The sequence below is a fragment of the Pseudomonas sp. 20-5 genome (assembly GCF_056782835.1).
In genome coordinates, this window is record NZ_CM165584.1 from 6,163,226 (window position 1) to 6,178,901 (window position 15,676).

Consider the following 15,676-nt stretch of genomic DNA (forward strand, 5'->3'; position numbering starts at 1 on the left):
CTTCCCCTCTCCCCGAGAGGGGATACCGGACCCGGAGCCTCGCGATGAGCCGTACCCCCGACACCTGGATCCTCACCGCCGACAGTCCCAGCCTGCTGGGCACCGTCGACGTGGTGACGCGCTACCTCTTCGAGCAGCGCTGCTACGTCACCGAGCACCACTCGTTCGACGACCGCCTGGCGCAACGCTTCTTCATCCGCGTGGAGTTCCGCGCCGGCGACGGCTTCGACGAAGCCTCCTTCCGCGCCGGACTGGCCGAACGGGTGGCACCGTTCGGCATGCGTACCGAGCTGACCGCGCCGGGCTACCGCAGCCAGGTGGCGATCATGGTTTCCAAGGCCGACCACTGCCTGAACGACCTGCTCTACCGCCAGCGCATCGGCCAGTTGCCGATGGACGTGGTGGCGGTGATTTCCAATCACCCGGACCTGGAGCCGCTGGCGCGCTGGCACGGCATTCCCTACCACCACTTCCCGCTCGACCCGAACGACAAGCCGGCCCAGGAAGCCAGGGTCTGGCAGGTGCTCGAAGAGAGTGGCGCCGAGCTGGTGATCCTCGCTCGCTACATGCAGGTGCTGTCGCCGGAACTGTGCCGGCGCCTGGACGGCTGGGCGATCAACATCCATCACTCCCTGCTGCCCGGCTTCAAGGGCGCCAAGCCGTACCACCAGGCCTACCAGAAGGGCGTGAAGCTGGTCGGCGCCACCGCCCACTACATCAACAACGACCTCGACGAAGGGCCGATCATCGCCCAGGGCGTCGAGACGGTCGACCACGCCCACTACCCCGAGGACCTGATCGCCAAGGGCCGCGACATCGAGTGCCTGACCCTGGCGCGGGCGGTGGGCTACCACATCGAGCGGAGGGTATTCCTCAACGCCAATCGGACCGTGGTGCTGTAAGCGCGCCCTCTCTTCCCAACCCTCGCTGAAGGAAGAGGGCCAGGGAGAGGGGCGCTTCCCACGGCCTCGCGTCCCGAGCAACACCGACAGCCCGCCGGCTGCCAGCATTCTCCGGCCCTGTCGCGCAACAGACGACTTTCCAGTGCAAAGCCGCGCGGCCGTGGACGCCGCGCATTTGTACCCACAACGACAAAGAGGAAACGCGTATGTCTGGCAATCGTGGTGTGGTCTATCTCGGCCCGGGCAAGGTCGAGGTGCAGAACATTCCCTATCCGAAGATGCAGGACCCGCAGGGCCGGCAGATCGACCACGGGGTGATCCTGCGGGTGGTCTCCACCAACATCTGCGGCTCCGACCAGCACATGGTGCGCGGCCGTACCACCGCGCCGGAAGGCCTGGTGCTGGGCCACGAGATCACCGGCGAGGTGGTGGAGATCGGGCGTGGCGTGGAAACCATGAAGATCGGCGACCTGGTCTCGGTACCGTTCAACGTCGCCTGCGGCCACTGCCGTACCTGCAAGGAACAGCACACCGGCGTCTGCCTGACGGTCAATCCGGCGCGTGCCGGCGGCGCCTACGGCTACGTCGACATGGGTGGCTGGGTCGGCGGCCAGGCCGAATACGTGCTGGTGCCCTACGCCGACTTCAACCTGCTGAAACTGCCCAACCGCGAAGCGGCGATGGAGAAGATCCGCGACCTGACCTGCCTTTCGGACATCCTCCCCACCGGCTACCACGGCGCGGTCACCGCCGGCGTCGGCCCGGGCAGCACGGTCTACATCGCCGGCGCCGGTCCGGTCGGCCTGGCCGCGGCGGCCTCGGCACGCCTGCTCGGCGCGGCGGTGGTGATCGTCGGCGACGTCAACCCGACCCGCCTGGCCCACGCCAAGAAACAGGGCTTCGAGATCGCCGACCTGTCCAAGGACACCCCGCTGCACGAACAGATCGCCGCTCTGCTGGGCGAGCCGGAGGTCGACTGCGCGGTCGATGCGGTCGGTTTCGAGGCGCGCGGCCACGGCCATTCGGGCTCGCAGCAGGAAGCCCCGGCCACCGTGCTCAACTCGCTGATGGGCATCACCCGGGTCGCCGGCAAGATCGGCATTCCCGGCCTGTACGTCACCGAAGACCCGGGCGCGGTGGACGCGGCCGCCAAGCACGGCGCCCTGAGCATCCGCTTCGGCCTGGGCTGGGCCAAGTCGCACAGCTTCCATACCGGCCAGACCCCGGTGATGAAGTACAACCGCCAGCTGATGCAGGCGATCATGTGGGACCGGATCAAGATCGCCGACATCGTCGGGGTGGAAGTCATCACCCTCGACGATGCGCCGAAAGGCTATGGCGAGTTCGACGCCGGGGTGCCGAAGAAATTCGTCATCGACCCACACAACCTGTTCCGCGCGGCCTGAACCTCCGGCAACAACCGACGCGGCCCACGGGCCGCGTCGTCGTTGGCGCTATCCGGGGGAACTGCCGGCGATAAAATGGATCGGTGATACTGCTGCCATCCATTCGCCTCCCGGAGACCGCCATGAACACCGATAGCCCGATCAACCGCGTCGAACAGGTACAGGTCGACGACCTGGCCTGCTGGCGCATCCACACCGCCCATGGCGAGGCGCTGATCGCCCAGCAGGGCGCGCAACTGCTCAGCTACCAGCCCCACGAACAGCCGCCGCTGGTCTGGCTCAGCGACGAGGCCGGCTACCGGCGCGGGCAGTCGGTACGCGGCGGGGTGCCGGTGTGCTGGCCGTGGTTCGGTCCGCTGGAGCGCAACCCGCAGGAAGTCCGCGGCCAGGTGGAAGATGGCCTGAAGGCGCCCGCCCACGGGCTGGTCCGGGCAGTCGACTGGGAAATCGACGACATCGCCGAGGAGGACGGCGACCTCTGCGTCAGCTTCCGCCTCGACGCCCCCGATGGCCTCCCCGGCTGGCCGCACCCGGCGGCGCTGCGCATGCTGTTCCGCTTCGGCGAGCGCCTGACCCTGCGACTCACCAGCGAGAACCTCGGCAGCAAGCCGCTGGTGCTCAGCCAGGCACTGCACACCTACTTCGCGGTCAGCGACAGCCGCGAGATCGCCATCGAGGGCCTGGAAGGCGCGCGCTACATCGAGACCCTGGAGAACTGGGAAGAACGCACTCAGCACGGCGCGGTACGGGTCAAGGGCGAACTGGATCGCATCTACCTCGGTCTCGAACGCGACCTGCTGATCAAGGACCCGCGCTGGGAACGCAGCATCCACCTGCACGCCCTCGACTCGCGCTCGGCGGTGGTCTGGAACCCCTGGGTGGACAAGTCCCGGCGTCTCTCACAGTTCGCCGACGACGCCTGGCAGCAGATGCTCTGCATCGAGACCGGGCGGGTCTGGGACGACCTCATGGTGGTCGCCCCCGGGCGCAGCGAAAGCTTTGGCGTGCAGATCTGGAGCGAGCCGCTGAAACGACCCTGAGCGGGTCGGCGAGCGGACGGCGCGGCTCGCATCGTCCGCCATGGACCGTTGCGCAGGTGCCGGCCCTACAGGTCCGCTTCCTCCACCACCTTCACCCGCGCCTTGTCGATGGCGTAGGCGGCATCGGCCAGGTCATTGCTCACCTGCTCGATCTTCAGCGTGCCGCTGACCCACAGCGGGGTGTAGATATCGGTCAGCTTCAGCCCCTGTGGATAACGCACCAGGACGATCTGGTTCGGCGGCGGCGGCGGCACGTGGATGCAGGCGCCCGGATAGGGCACCAGGAAGAATTCGGTGACGCGGCCCTTGGCGTCGTTCTCCAGCGGCACCGGGTAGCCGCCGAGGCGGATCGCCTTGCCATCCAGGCTGGCGACGGTCTTGGCCGAATACATCACCGCCGGCATCTTCCGGTCCGACTGCTTCAGGCCCCCTTTGCTGGTGAAGGTGCCGGCGGCCTCCGGGGTGTCGTGAACGATGTCGGGCATTTCTTCCAGCGCCTTGCGGTCGGCCGGCGGCATCAGTTCCAGCCAGTCGGTCTCGGGCAGTTCGGCGTGGGCCAGGGGTGAGGACAACAGGGCGAGCAGCAACAGGCGGGCGAACGGGAAGCGGCGCATGATGGCGGGAATACCGGCGAAGTGAGGAAACGCCGGCCCCCGCGGGGGCCGGCCAGAGCCATCAATTCTTCTTGATCAGGCCGTAAATGACCAGCAGTACGACGGCGCCGACCACCGCGCCGATGAAACCGGCCGCCTGACCGGCCTGGTAGAAGCCGATCGCCTGGCCGCCGTAGGTGGCCAGCAGCGAACCGCCGATGCCGAGCAGGATGGTCATGATCCAGCCCATGCTGTCGTCACCTGGCTTCAGAAAGCGTGCAACGAGACCAACGATCAGTCCGACGATGATGGTTCCGATTAATCCCATGACAGTCCCTCCTTACGGGTGTATGCGCATGTATTGCGCCTGCCATGGGACAGTGTAGAAAAGCCTTGGGTTCAGTGCCGCCCGCCAACCCAAGGATGGGCGGACGGCAATCGCTCACGCCTCGATCAGCGCCTCGACCTCGGCGATGCGCGCCTGCAGCGTCGCACGGTCGGCACAACGCAGGGTCGCGTGGCCGACCTTGCGGCCGTTCTTGAAGGCCTTGCCGTAGTGATGCAGGTGGCAGTCGGCGACAGCGACCACCTGAGCCACCGGGGGGACCGCGCCGATGAAATTGAGCATCGCGCTCTCGCCGACCTTGGCGGTCGAGCCCAGCGGCAGGCCGGCGACGGCGCGCAAGTGGTTCTCGAACTGGCTGCACTCGGCGCCTTCGATGGTCCAGTGCCCGGAGTTGTGCACGCGCGGGGCGATCTCGTTGGCCTTCAGGCCGCCGTCCACCTCGAAGAACTCGAAGGCCAGCACGCCGACGTAGTCGAGCCGGGCCAGCACGCGGCCGACGTAGTCCTCGGCCAGCGCCTGCAACGGATGCCCGCTGCTGGCCACGGAGAGCTTGAGGATGCCGCTGTCGTGGGTGTTGTGCACCAGCGGGTAGAAACGCGTCTCGCCATCGCGAGCGCGCACCGCCACCAGCGAGACTTCCCCGGTGAACGGCACGAAGCCCTCGAGGATGCACGGCACGCTGCCCAGTTCGGCGAACGCGCCCTGCACGTCGGCCGGCTGGCGCAGGACCTTCTGGCCCTTGCCGTCGTAGCCCAGGGTGCGGGTCTTGAGCACCGCCGGCAGGCCGATGGCGGCTGCGGCGGCATCGAGGTCGGCCTGGGACTGGACGTCGGCGAAGTCCGGAGTGGGAATGCCGAGGTCCTTGAACATCGACTTCTCGAACCAGCGGTCGCGGGCGATGCGCAGCGACTCGGCGTTCGGGTAGACCGGCACGAACTGGGAGAGGAAGGCCACGGTTTCCGCCGGCACGCTCTCGAACTCGAAGGTCACCAGGTCGACCTCGTCGGCCAGTTGCCGCAGGTGCTCCTGGTCGCCGTAGTCGGCGCGGATGTGCTCGCCCAGGGAGGCCGCGCAGGCGTCCGGCGCCGGGTCGAGGAAAGCGAAGTTCATGCCCAGCGGGGTTCCCGCCAGGGCCAGCATGCGGCCCAGCTGGCCGCCACCGATGACACCGATTTTCATGGTTCGAGCCTTACCTTCTCAGAGCCTGTCTCACGCATCGCGCGGGTCGGGATTGTCCAGCACGGTTTCGGTCTGGTTGGCGCGGAACTGCTTCAGCGCCTCGTGGTACTGCGGGTGCTTGGCGCCGAGGATGCTCGCCGAGAGCAGCGCCGCGTTGACCGCGCCGGCCTTGCCGATGGCCAGGGTGGCGACCGGTACGCCGGCGGGCATCTGCACGATGGAGAGCAGCGAGTCGACACCCGACAGCATCGACGACTGTACAGGCACGCCGAGTACCGGCAGGTGGGTCTTGGCCGCGCACATGCCCGGCAGGTGGGCGGCGCCGCCAGCGCCGGCGATGATCACTTCGAGGCCGCGGCCTTCGGCTTCCTCGGCGTACTGGAAGAGCAGGTCCGGGGTGCGGTGGGCGGAAACCACCTTCACTTCGTAGGGGATGCCCAGCTTGTCCAGCATGTCCGCGGTGTGACTGAGGGTGCTCCAGTCCGATTTGGAACCCATGATCACGCCAACCAGTGCGCTCATCGTCGTGCCTCTCTCAAATGCGCCGTCCGGCGCGTCAGAAACCAACAAGCCACGCTTCGTCGAGGGGCGTGGCTTGTACTGGGCCGAGCCGGCGGGCAGTGCCGGTTCGAAGGCGGCGCAGTATACCGCAAAGGCAGGCCGGGCGCGCGCCGGGGGCTACCGTCCGTCCCGTTTTTTCGCGCCATGGCGGGAAACTTGCCGCAACTCAATGCGCGCCTGCCACGAGCGGCCAGACTGGTTGTCGCGGCGCGCTCCGAGGGAGCGGCGGCCGCGCCGGTTCCGCAGCCTGTCGCGGTGCCCGTCAAAGGCGCCGCGACAGGCGCTCAGCCCCGTCCAAGGAGATGACCATGACCCTGCCACAGACCATGAAAGCCGCAGTCGTGCACGCCTACGGCGCGCCGCTGCGGATCGAGGAAGTCAAGGTTCCGCTGCCCGGCCCCGGGCAGGTACTGGTGAAGATCGAAGCCTCCGGCGTCTGCCACACCGACCTGCACGCCGCCGAGGGCGACTGGCCGGTGAAGCCGCCGTTGCCGTTCATTCCCGGTCACGAAGGCGTCGGCTACGTCGCCGCGGTGGGCAGCGGAGTGACCCGGGTGAAGGAAGGCGACCGGGTCGGCATCCCCTGGCTGTACACCGCCTGCGGCTGCTGCGAGCACTGCCTGACCGGCTGGGAGACCCTCTGCGAGAGCCAGCAGAACACCGGCTACTCGGTGAACGGCGGCTATGCCGAATACGTATTGGCCGACCCGAACTACGTCGGAATTCTGCCGAAAAACGTCGAATTCGCTGAAATCGCGCCGATCCTCTGCGCCGGCGTCACCGTCTACAAGGGGCTCAAGCAGACCAACGCGCGCCCCGGCCAGTGGGTGGCGATCTCCGGCATCGGTGGCCTCGGCCACGTCGCCGTGCAGTACGCCAGGGCCATGGGCCTGCACGTCGCCGCCATCGACATCGACGACGCCAAGCTGGAACTGGCGCGCAAGCTCGGTGCCAGCCTGACGGTCAACGCCCGGCAGGAAGACCCGGTGGAGGTGCTCCAGCGCGACATCGGCGGCGCCCACGGGGTGCTGGTCACCGCGGTATCCAACAGCGCCTTCGGCCAGGCCATCGGCATGGCGCGCCGCGGCGGCACCATCGCCCTGGTCGGCCTGCCGCCGGGTGACTTCCCGACGCCGATCTTCGACGTGGTGCTCAAGGGCCTGCACATCGCCGGCTCAATCGTCGGCACCCGCGCGGACCTTCAGGAAGCCCTCGACTTTGCCGGCGAAGGCCTGGTCAAGGCGACCATCCATCCGGGCAAGCTGGACGACATCAACCAGATCCTCGACCAGATGCGCGCCGGGCAGATCGAGGGGCGCATCGTCCTCGAGATGTGACCTGCGGGGCGGCGTCCCGGCGCCGCCCTTGCCTGTCTACTCGACGCTGCCCAGCCCGCCTTCCAGCTTGCGCCAGAGCAGGCGGATCGCCGCCTTGCGTACCAGCGCGCAGCGGTACAGGCGGATTTCCTGCGGCACGAACCATTGCGGCCCGCCACAGATCGCCAGCTCACCGCGCTCCAGTTCGTTGACCACGCTCAGCCGTGGCACCCAGGCCACGCCCATGCCTTGCAGCGCCATGCTCTTCAGGCTGTCGGCCATCGCCGTCTCGTAGACCGTGGTGTAGCGCAGGTTGCGCTGGCGCAGCAGCAGGTTGACCCCGCGGCCGAGGAAGGCGCTGGCGCTGTAGGCGAGCAGCGGCACGCTCTGGCCGTTCTCCAGGTCGAACAGCGGCTGGCCCTCGGCGTTCACCGCGCAAACCGGCAGCATCTCGGTGCGCCCCAGGTGCAGCGAGGGGAAGATCTCCGGGTCCATCTGCAACGCGGCGTCAGGGTCGTAGAACGCCAGCATCAGGTCGCAGCTACCCTCGCGCAGGGAATGCACCGCCTCGCCGACGTTGGTGGCGATCAGCCGGCTGGCGATGTTCAGCCCCTCGTTGCGCAGCCGCGCGATCCACTGCGGGAAGAAGCCCAGCGCCAGCGAGTGGGCGGCGGCGAACTGCAGCACCTCGCCCTGCCCGCCTTCCAGGTGGTGCAGGTGGCGCACCACCTGGCCGAGCTGCTCGACCACGCTGCGCGCGGTGACCAGGAACAACTGCCCGGCCTCGGTCAGTTCCACCGGCGTGCGCTGGCGATTCACCAGGGTCAGGCCGAGGGCGTCCTCCAGGCTGCGAATGCGCCGGCTGAAGGCCGGCTGGGTGACGAAGCGTTTCTCCGCCGCCTGGGAAAAGCTGCGGGTGCCGGCCAGGGCGATGAAATCCTCCAGCCACTTCAGTTCGAGGTTCACGACGGGAAAGGCTCCGGTAATGCGATGACACGTCCGCCATCATACCAGCGTCACATCCAACATTATGCCGTTTGTGCATGAGGCAGCGTTTAACAGCATTGGCCACGAAATCGTCACATCCTTAGTCTAGTGGGCATCGCGGCACTGGCCGTGTCCCTCTGAGACAAATCCCGTCATGTCCCCCGTTGCATCTTCCCGTATCGAGAAAGACCTGCTCGGCACCCTCGAAGTGCCCGCTGACGCCTACTACGGCATCCAGACCCTGCGCGCCGTGAACAACTTCCGCCTCTCCGGGGTGCCGCTGTCGCACTACCCGAAGCTGGTCGTTGCCCTGGCCATGGTCAAGCAGGCCGCCGCCGACGCCAACCGTCAGCTCGGCCATCTCCCGGAAGACAAGCACGCCGCCATCAGCGAGGCCTGCGCCCGCCTGATCCGCGGCGATTTCCACGAGCAGTTCGTGGTGGACATGATCCAGGGCGGCGCCGGCACCTCCACCAACATGAACGCGAACGAAGTGATCGCGAACATCGCGCTGGAAGCCATGGGCCACACCAAGGGTGAGTACAAGTACCTGCACCCGAACAACGATGTGAACATGGCGCAGTCGACCAACGACGCCTACCCGACCGCCATCCGCCTGGGCCTGCTGCTCGGCCACGACACCCTGCTGGCCAGCCTCGACAGCCTGATCCAGGCCTTCGCCGCCAAGGGCGTCGAATTCGCCGGCGTACTGAAGATGGGCCGCACCCAGTTGCAGGACGCCGTGCCGATGACCCTCGGCCAGGAATTCCACGCTTTCGCCACCACCCTCGGCGAAGACCTCGACCGCCTGCGTCGCCTGGCGCCGGAGCTGCTCACCGAAGTGAACCTCGGTGGCACCGCCATCGGCACCGGCATCAACGCCGACCCCGGCTACCAGAAGCTCGCCGTCGAGCGCCTGGCCGCCATCAGCGGGCAGCCGCTGAAGCCGGCCGCCGACCTGATCGAAGCCACCTCCGACATGGGCGCCTTCGTGCTGTTCTCCGGCATGCTCAAGCGCACCGCGGTCAAGCTGTCGAAGATCTGCAACGACCTGCGCCTGCTCTCCAGCGGCCCGCGCACCGGCATCAACGAGATCAACCTGCCGCCGCGCCAGCCGGGCAGTTCGATCATGCCGGGCAAGGTCAACCCGGTGATCCCGGAAGCGGTCAACCAGGTCGCCTTCGAAGTGATCGGCAACGACCTCGCCCTGACCCTGGCGGCCGAAGGCGGCCAGTTGCAACTGAACGTGATGGAGCCGCTGATCGCCTACAAGATCTTCGACTCGATCCGCCTGCTGCAACGCGCCATGGACATGCTCCGCGAGCACTGCATCACCGGCATCACCGCCAACGTCGAGCGCTGCCACGAACTGGTCGAGCACAGCATCGGCCTGGTCACCGCGCTGAACCCGTACATCGGCTACGAGAACTCCACGCGGATCGCCAAGACCGCCCTTGAGAGCGGCCGCGGCGTACTGGAACTGGTACGCGAGGAAAAGCTGCTGGACGAAGCCACCCTGGCCGACATCCTGCTGCCGGAAAACATGATCGCGCCGCGCCTGATTCCACTGCGCGCCTGATCCGATACGAGATCGAGCGCGCCCAGGTCCGGCTATCGACGCAGCCGGGCCGCAGCGCAGCCGATCGAAGAAGGCTCACCGGTAGAGGGGGAGTACTACCCCCTCGACCTTTAGGGATGGATACCCTTCATCCCTTCTTTTATACCCGGCGCCCCGGCCCAGCCGCGGCGCCACGCTCACCGGTCGAGAGGGATACCAACTTTCCCTCTCTACACTCTGAGGGACACGGCGACCTGCGGTGTCCCTTCTTTTTTTCACCGCTCAAGACGGCCCGCAGATCTTCCCCGTTGCCGAGGTGTTGTGTGGCTGCGCTCACCTGTGGATAACGTCCGCGTCATACGTCCTACGAAGGCATATCCCCTCTCAACACCCCGTCAACCCTTGCTCCCGCCGCTCCTCCGGGAAGAAATAGGGCCTCAATACCCGTACCCCGACGCTGTTGCCGGCAAACGCCGCCACCAACCACAACCAGCCATGCAGGCTGCCGGACGCGATCCCGCTGAAATACGCGCCGATGTTGCAGCCATAGGCCAGGCGCGCGCCGTAGCCGAGCAGCAGCCCGCCGATCACCGCCGCCGCCAGCGAACGGCGCGGGATGTCCAGGTTCGGCGCGAAGCGTCCGGCCAGGCCGGCGGCGAGCAGCGCGCCGAGGACGATGCCGATGTCCATCACGCTGGTGATGTCTTCCCACAGCGGCGCGGCCAGCGCCTTGGCGTTCGCCGGCGTCTGCCAGAAGGCCCAGGCGCCGACGTCCAGGCCCACGCCCTGGGCGATCTTCGCGCCCCACAGGGCGAAGGCCGACGTGATGCCCCAGGGGCGTCCGGCGAGGTACAGGGTGAGGAAGTTGAGCAGCGCCAGCGCCAACGCGCCCCAGACCAGCGGCCAGGGGCCGCGGAGGAAGCGCCGCCAACCCCGCCATTCGGCGCTCGGCGGGGTTTCCAGGGTGCCGTGGCGGGCCTTCTCCATGCGTACCGTGACCCCGGCGATGCCGATGAACACCGCCAGGCTCAACACCAGCGCCGGTGCCAGGCCCAGTTCGGCGACCAGCGAGATCGGCGGCAGCGACGGCAGGGCGAACCACCAGCCGACATGCTGGGTGGCGATCAGCGAGCCGAGGATGAAGAACAGCAGGGTCACCAGCATCCGCGCGTTGCCGCCGCCGACGGTGAACAGGGTGCCGGAGGCGCAGCCGCCGCCCAGTTGCATGCCGATGCCGAAAATGAAGGCGCCGACGATCACCGAAGTGCCAACCGGCGAGACGAAACCGCTCACCGGCTGGCCGAACAGGCTGCCCGCCGCCAGCGCCGGGAAGAACAGCAGCACCGCCAGCGCCAGCATCACCATCTGCGCACGCAGCCCGGCGCCGCGCCGTTCGCGGATGAATACCCGCCAGGCGGAGGTGAAGCCGAAGGCGGCATGGTAGAGGGTCAGGCCCAGGGCGCCGCCGACGATGAAGAGGATGGCCTGGCGCGCGCTGACCGCGTTGAACAGGAACAGCCCGCCGAGCACCAGCAGGGCGAAGGCGATCAGGGGGGCGGCGAGCTTGCGCTCGGGCGCGGCGGAAAGGGCGACACTCATGGCTACTCCTGGGCGCGAGGGTGATCCGGGGGCATTCTAGTCAGTCGCGACGACGGGTCCAACCAGGGCCTCCCGCCGCCAGGCCTTGCGCAACGCCCGCAGCGCCTCATCGATACGCGCCTCGGGTACTGCCGCGAAGCCCAGCACCAGGCCCGCGCGGTCGTCTGGCGCAACGCTGGAGTCGTCCATCCAGTAGTCGCTCAAGGCGCTGACTTCCACCCCGGCGGCTGCCGCCGCGGCGATCAGGGCCCGCTCCCGCGCCAGGCTGTCGACCCGCACGCACAGGTGCAGCCCCGCCTCCACCGCCGGCAACGGCTGGCAACCCGGCGCCTCTGGCCAGCCCCGCAGCAAGGCGTCGCGGCGGGCGCGGGCGGCGCGGCGCATGCGGCGGACGTGGCGCTGGAAATGCCCCTCGGCGATGAAGTCGGCCATGACCCGCTGGGTGCCCACCTCCGAATGGCGTACCTCGATGGCCCGCCGCTGGCGGAAGCGCTCGACCAGCGCCGGCGGGACCACCAGATAGCCCAGGCGCAACGCCGGGAAGGCGATCTTGCAGAAGGTCCCGACGTAGAGCACCCGGCCCTGTCGGTCCAGCGCGGCCAGCGGCGCCAGCGGCGTACCGCTGTAGCGATACTCGCCGTCGTAGTCGTCCTCGACGATCCAACCGTCGGCGCGCTCGGCCCACTCCAGCAGCTCCAGGCGCCGCGCCAGCGACAGGGTGACGCCGGTGGGGTACTGGTGTGACGGCGTGACATAGGCCAGGCGGCAGCCGGCAATGCCCGCGAGCCGGTCGCTGCGCAGCCCCTCGGCGTCGAGGTCGATCCCGTGCGGTACCGCGCCGGTCGCGGCGAAGGCCAGGCGCGCCGCGCGGTAGCCAGGGTTTTCCACAGCCACCGGATCGCCGTTCTCGAGCAACACCTGGGCGCACAGACGGATGGCCTGCTGCGCGCCATGGGTGACGATCACCTGTTCCGCCTCGCAGCGCAGGCCGCGCGCGCTGCGCAGGTAGGCGGCGATCAGCTCGCGCAGGCGCGCCTCGCCGGCCGGGTCGCCGTAGCCCAGGCAGTCCGCCGGCGGGTTGCGCCAGAAGCGCGCCTGTAGCCGCGCCCAGGTGTCGAAGGGGAACAGGTCGAAGGCCGGCACGCCGACGCGGAACGCTCGCGGCGCGCCTTCCGGTGGCGGCGCCAGGGCCGCCGGGCCGCGCGGCGCGGGAGCGCTCGGGGCGACGGCGGGGGCCCTGCCTGGGATTTCCTGCAACTCGGCAACGTAGGTGCCGTCGCCTGTGCGCCCGTCGATATAGCCCTCGGCGTGCAACTGTTCATAGGCCCGCACCACGGTGTTGCGCGAGACCTTCAGGGCCTGGGCCAGCTCGCGGCTGGCGGGCATCCGCGTGCGGCTGCCGAGGCGGCCGTCGAGGATCCGTTCGCGCAGCGCGGCGTAGAGCTGGCGGGCCAGGCCCTGGGCGGGGTCGAGGTGGATGCCGGCGGCGTCGAAGGGCAGTACGGTGGCCATGGCGGTCTCGGAGGGAAGAAAGCGCCAGTGTGGATTGGACCTGTGGAATTGACCAGCAATGGATCTTCTAGCGGACCATTTCCCGGCCTAGTCTGGAGGCACCTTTACCCGGACATGGAACCGAGCCATGAGCACATCCCTGCAGATTCGTCCCGTCGGCGCCGGCGACCACGCCGCCTGGCTGCCGCTGTGGGAGGGCTACCAGCGCTTCTACAAGACCGAGATCGCCGCCGCTACCAGCGACGCCACCTGGCAGCGCTTCCTCGACGCCGACGAACCGATGAACGCCGCCCTCGCCTGGCTCGACGAGCGCGCCGTGGGCCTGGTGCACTGGATCTACCACCGCTCCTGCTGGACCGTCGGCGACTACTGCTACCTGCAGGACCTGTTCGTCGCCGAGGGCCTGCGCGGCGAAGGCATAGGGCGCCGGCTGATCGAGCATGTCTACGCCGAGGCCGGCGCCGCTGGCTGTTCGCGGGTGCACTGGCTGACCCACGAGAGCAACAGCGACGCGATGAAGCTGTACGAGCGCATCGCCGACAAGTCCGGTTTCCTTCAGTACCGCAGGATTCTCTGAGGCCCACCATGCGCGAACCCTTGAACTGGCGCCCCGTCGCCACTCCACCCCACGCCCCGCTCGACGGCCGCTTCGTCAAGCTCGAACCGCTCGATCCGCAACGCCACGGCGACGACCTGTGGGACGCCCTGCAAGGGCCTGGCGCCGACCCGTTGCTGTGGGAATACCTGGCCTACGGCCCGTTCGCCGAGCGCCCGGCGTTCGACGCCTGGCTGGCCGGCCAGGCGGCCAGCCGCGACCCGCTGTTCTTCGCCGTGCGCGAGCGGCGCACGCAGCGCGCCGTCGGCCTGCTCAGCTACCTGCGGATCACGCCGAAGGATGGCGTCATCGAAATCGGCCATATCGCCTTCGGCGCGCCTATGCAGCGCACACCGGGGTCTACCGAGGCGGTCTACCTGCTCGCCGAACTCGCCCTCGGCCGCCTCGGCTACCGCCGCCTGGAGTGGAAGTGCAATGCCGGCAACGCCCGTTCGATGCGCGCCGCCGAGCGCCTGGGCTTCACCTACGAAGGCACCTTCCGCCAGCACATGGTGGTCAAGCAGCGCAACCGCGACACCGCCTGGTTCTCCCTGCTCGACAGCGAATGGCCGGCGCGACAGGCGGCGTTCGAGCGCTGGCTCGATCCTTCCAACTTCGACGCCGAAGGCCGCCAGCGGCAGACGCTGGAGGCGCTGCGCGACTAGCCCCTGGCAGGGACTGCCGGTCGCTCAACGGTACTCCGGCAGCCAGTGCAGGCTGGCCAGGATGTGCGCGACCGCGTTGGCCACGCCGAACAGCAGCACCAGCACGATCGCCGGCGTGCCGCCCCAGGCGCGGAACAGCGGGCTGCCGAAGCGCTTGCGCGAGGCCCGCGCCATCAGCGCCGGAACGATCACCGCCCAGAACGCCGCGGCCAGCCCGGCGAAACCGATGGCGTAGATGAAGCCGTTGGGGAACAGCAGCCCGCCGATGGTCGGTGGGACGAAGGTCAGCAACGCGGTCTTGAAGCGCCCGAAGTGGCTGTCGTCGAACCTGCACAGGTCGGCCAGGTAGTCGAACAGGCCGAGGGTCACGCCGAGGAAGGAGCTGGCCACCGCCAGGTTGGAGAAGGTGGTGAGCAACGCGTTCAGCGAATCCGACGCGGTGATCCGGTGCAGATATTCCACCAGGGTGCCGACGTTGCTGCCGCCGGCGATGATGCCCTTGAACTGCTCGCGCGGGATGGTGCCCAGGGTGCTGGCCTGCCACAGCAGGTAGATGGCCAGGGCGATCAGGGTGCCGATCCACAGCGAACGGCTGATCCGCTGCGGGTCCTTGCCGTAGTACTTCATCAGGCTCGGCACGTTGCCGTGGTAACCGAAGGAAGTCAGGCAGAACGGCAGGGTCGCCAGCAGGTAGGGCCAGTAGACCGCGTCCGGCTCGCCGCTGTTGAACAGGATCGCCGGCTGGATGCGCCCGAGCAGGCCGCTGATGGAGAGGCCGAAGGTAATGATCATGCCGCCGAGCATCAGCGTGGTGATGCGGTCCACCGCGCGGGTGCTCCACCACACCACCAGCGCCACCGCCAGGGCGAACAGCAGCCCGGCGAGCTTTTCCGGCAGGGTCACGCCGAGGCCGCTGGACAGGGTGTAGCCGATGATCGAGCCGCCGCCGGAGATATAGGCATAGGTGAGGATATAGAGGACGAAGGCGATGCTCAGCCCGTTGACCACATTCCAGCCCTGGCCGAGCAGGTCACGGGTGATGGTCGAGAAGCTCGAGCCCACCGGGTAGTTGAGGTTGGCCTCGAGGATCATCATCCCCGACAGCAGCATGCAGAACCAGGTGAGCAGGAACACCGCCACCGACCAGCCGAACCAGATGCCGGACATGGCGATGGGCAGGGAGAACATTCCGGCGCCGACGGCGGTGCCGGCGATGATCATCGAACCGCCGAGCAGCGAGGGCCGGCGGCTGGGCGTTTGAGCTGGAGAGGACGACACCTGGACTTCCCGATAGTCAGCGCCTGCGGCGCGACGCGCCGTTGGGCAGAGGCGGCATTCTAGGCGGCGCGCGCGCCGGGCGCACCCTGGCAGGGCGAACAGCCGGCCGACGCGGCAACCGATGCCGATAAAAAAAGGG

15 protein-coding genes are annotated in these 15,676 nt (G+C 68.3%); 7 read left to right on the forward strand and 8 right to left on the reverse strand.

Translation table 11 applies throughout. The features are described 5' to 3' along the window. Positions 1-44: 44 nt before the first annotated feature. The 3 genes from AC1RB9_RS28415 (at position 45) to AC1RB9_RS28425 (ending at position 3,348) form a co-directional block, all read left to right on the forward strand. Positions 45-902 (forward strand): formyltetrahydrofolate deformylase, encoded by an 858-nt coding sequence (locus tag AC1RB9_RS28415; RefSeq protein ID WP_003096786.1) that lies wholly within the window; start codon positions 45-47, stop codon positions 900-902. 206 nt (positions 903-1,108) lie between these two features. Further along, complete coding sequence (gene fdhA, locus AC1RB9_RS28420) at positions 1,109-2,308, forward strand: formaldehyde dehydrogenase, glutathione-independent (protein ID WP_003096788.1); 1,200 nt, start codon at positions 1,109-1,111, stop codon at positions 2,306-2,308. 83 nt (positions 2,309-2,391) lie between these two features. Next, a complete protein-coding gene (locus tag AC1RB9_RS28425; RefSeq protein ID WP_003122353.1) occupies positions 2,392-3,348 on the forward strand; it encodes a D-hexose-6-phosphate mutarotase in 957 nt (318 codons plus the stop codon). A gap of 65 nt (positions 3,349-3,413) precedes the next feature. On the opposite strand, the gene AC1RB9_RS28430 is transcribed toward AC1RB9_RS28425, so the two are convergent. The 4 genes from AC1RB9_RS28430 to purE all read right to left on the reverse strand — a co-directional run bounded on the left by AC1RB9_RS28430 (position 3,414) and on the right by purE (position 5,988). After that, a complete protein-coding gene (locus tag AC1RB9_RS28430) occupies positions 3,414-3,962 on the reverse strand; it encodes a DUF3299 domain-containing protein (RefSeq protein WP_003136384.1) in 549 nt (182 codons plus the stop codon). Positions 3,963-4,023: 61 nt separating this feature from the next. Beyond that, positions 4,024-4,269, reverse strand: a complete 246-nt coding sequence (locus AC1RB9_RS28435; protein WP_003096795.1) for a GlsB/YeaQ/YmgE family stress response membrane protein — start codon at positions 4,267-4,269, stop codon at positions 4,024-4,026. A gap of 114 nt (positions 4,270-4,383) precedes the next feature. After that, positions 4,384-5,466, reverse strand: coding sequence for a 5-(carboxyamino)imidazole ribonucleotide synthase (locus AC1RB9_RS28440; RefSeq protein ID WP_003096798.1), 1,083 nt, complete (start codon positions 5,464-5,466; stop codon positions 4,384-4,386). Between the two features lie 30 nt (positions 5,467-5,496). Then, on the reverse strand, positions 5,497-5,988 hold the full coding sequence (gene purE / locus AC1RB9_RS28445) for a 5-(carboxyamino)imidazole ribonucleotide mutase (RefSeq protein WP_003106314.1): 492 nt from the start codon (positions 5,986-5,988) through the stop codon (positions 5,497-5,499). Positions 5,989-6,335: 347 nt separating this feature from the next. Between purE and adhP the strand changes: the two genes are divergently transcribed. Further along, positions 6,336-7,364 carry an alcohol dehydrogenase AdhP gene (adhP, locus tag AC1RB9_RS28450; RefSeq protein WP_003096816.1) on the forward strand — a complete coding sequence of 343 codons (1,029 nt, stop codon included), beginning with the start codon at positions 6,336-6,338 and terminating at the stop codon, positions 7,362-7,364. Between the two features lie 36 nt (positions 7,365-7,400). Here adhP and AC1RB9_RS28455 read toward each other — a convergent pair whose 3' ends face one another. Next, entirely contained in the window at positions 7,401-8,309 is a 909-nt protein-coding gene (locus AC1RB9_RS28455) for a LysR substrate-binding domain-containing protein (protein WP_003096819.1), read from the reverse strand. Positions 8,310-8,484: 175 nt separating this feature from the next. Between AC1RB9_RS28455 and aspA the strand changes: the two genes are divergently transcribed. Next, positions 8,485-9,909 carry an aspartate ammonia-lyase gene (gene aspA / locus AC1RB9_RS28460; RefSeq protein WP_003096822.1) on the forward strand — a complete coding sequence of 475 codons (1,425 nt, stop codon included), beginning with the start codon at positions 8,485-8,487 and terminating at the stop codon, positions 9,907-9,909. 363 nt (positions 9,910-10,272) lie between these two features. On the opposite strand, the gene AC1RB9_RS28465 is transcribed toward aspA, so the two are convergent. Both AC1RB9_RS28465 and pdxR read right to left on the reverse strand, forming a co-directional pair. Further along, entirely contained in the window at positions 10,273-11,487 is a 1,215-nt protein-coding gene (locus AC1RB9_RS28465; RefSeq protein ID WP_003106317.1) for a YeeE/YedE family protein, read from the reverse strand. 36 nt (positions 11,488-11,523) lie between these two features. Further along, on the reverse strand, positions 11,524-12,999 hold the full coding sequence (gene pdxR / locus AC1RB9_RS28470; RefSeq protein ID WP_003136388.1) for a MocR-like pyridoxine biosynthesis transcription factor PdxR: 1,476 nt from the start codon (positions 12,997-12,999) through the stop codon (positions 11,524-11,526). Between the two features lie 127 nt (positions 13,000-13,126). Between pdxR and AC1RB9_RS28475 the strand changes: the two genes are divergently transcribed. Both AC1RB9_RS28475 and AC1RB9_RS28480 read left to right on the forward strand, forming a co-directional pair. Next, complete coding sequence (locus tag AC1RB9_RS28475) at positions 13,127-13,576, forward strand: GNAT family N-acetyltransferase (protein ID WP_003096834.1); 450 nt, start codon at positions 13,127-13,129, stop codon at positions 13,574-13,576. 8 nt (positions 13,577-13,584) lie between these two features. Continuing rightward, the gene (locus AC1RB9_RS28480) at positions 13,585-14,259 is read left to right on the forward strand and encodes a GNAT family N-acetyltransferase (RefSeq protein WP_003096837.1); all 675 of its coding nucleotides are present in this window, start codon (positions 13,585-13,587) and stop codon (positions 14,257-14,259) included. Positions 14,260-14,283: 24 nt separating this feature from the next. On the opposite strand, the gene mtr is transcribed toward AC1RB9_RS28480, so the two are convergent. Next, a complete protein-coding gene (gene mtr, locus AC1RB9_RS28485) occupies positions 14,284-15,537 on the reverse strand; it encodes a tryptophan permease (RefSeq protein WP_003096841.1) in 1,254 nt (417 codons plus the stop codon). Between the last annotated feature and the right edge of the window lie 139 nt (positions 15,538-15,676).

Excerpts from the sequence above, each read along its gene's own strand:
- AC1RB9_RS28415 (WP_003096786.1), top strand. The coding sequence starts at position 45 with ATGAGCCGTACCCCCGACACCTGGATCCTCACCGCCGACAGTCCCAGC.
- fdhA (WP_003096788.1), top strand. The coding sequence starts at position 1,109 with ATGTCTGGCAATCGTGGTGTGGTCTATCTCGGCCCGGGCAAGGTCGAG.
- AC1RB9_RS28430 (WP_003136384.1), bottom strand. The coding sequence starts at position 3,962 with ATGCGCCGCTTCCCGTTCGCCCGCCTGTTGCTGCTCGCCCTGTTGTCC.
- AC1RB9_RS28435 (WP_003096795.1), bottom strand. The coding sequence starts at position 4,269 with ATGGGATTAATCGGAACCATCATCGTCGGACTGATCGTTGGTCTCGTT.
- AC1RB9_RS28440 (WP_003096798.1), bottom strand. The coding sequence starts at position 5,466 with ATGAAAATCGGTGTCATCGGTGGCGGCCAGCTGGGCCGCATGCTGGCC.
- purE (WP_003106314.1), bottom strand. The coding sequence starts at position 5,988 with ATGAGCGCACTGGTTGGCGTGATCATGGGTTCCAAATCGGACTGGAGC.
- adhP (WP_003096816.1), top strand. The coding sequence starts at position 6,336 with ATGACCCTGCCACAGACCATGAAAGCCGCAGTCGTGCACGCCTACGGC.
- aspA (WP_003096822.1), top strand. The coding sequence starts at position 8,485 with ATGTCCCCCGTTGCATCTTCCCGTATCGAGAAAGACCTGCTCGGCACC.
- AC1RB9_RS28465 (WP_003106317.1), bottom strand. The coding sequence starts at position 11,487 with ATGAGTGTCGCCCTTTCCGCCGCGCCCGAGCGCAAGCTCGCCGCCCCC.
- pdxR (WP_003136388.1), bottom strand. The coding sequence starts at position 12,999 with ATGGCCACCGTACTGCCCTTCGACGCCGCCGGCATCCACCTCGACCCC.
- AC1RB9_RS28475 (WP_003096834.1), top strand. The coding sequence starts at position 13,127 with ATGAGCACATCCCTGCAGATTCGTCCCGTCGGCGCCGGCGACCACGCC.
- AC1RB9_RS28480 (WP_003096837.1), top strand. The coding sequence starts at position 13,585 with ATGCGCGAACCCTTGAACTGGCGCCCCGTCGCCACTCCACCCCACGCC.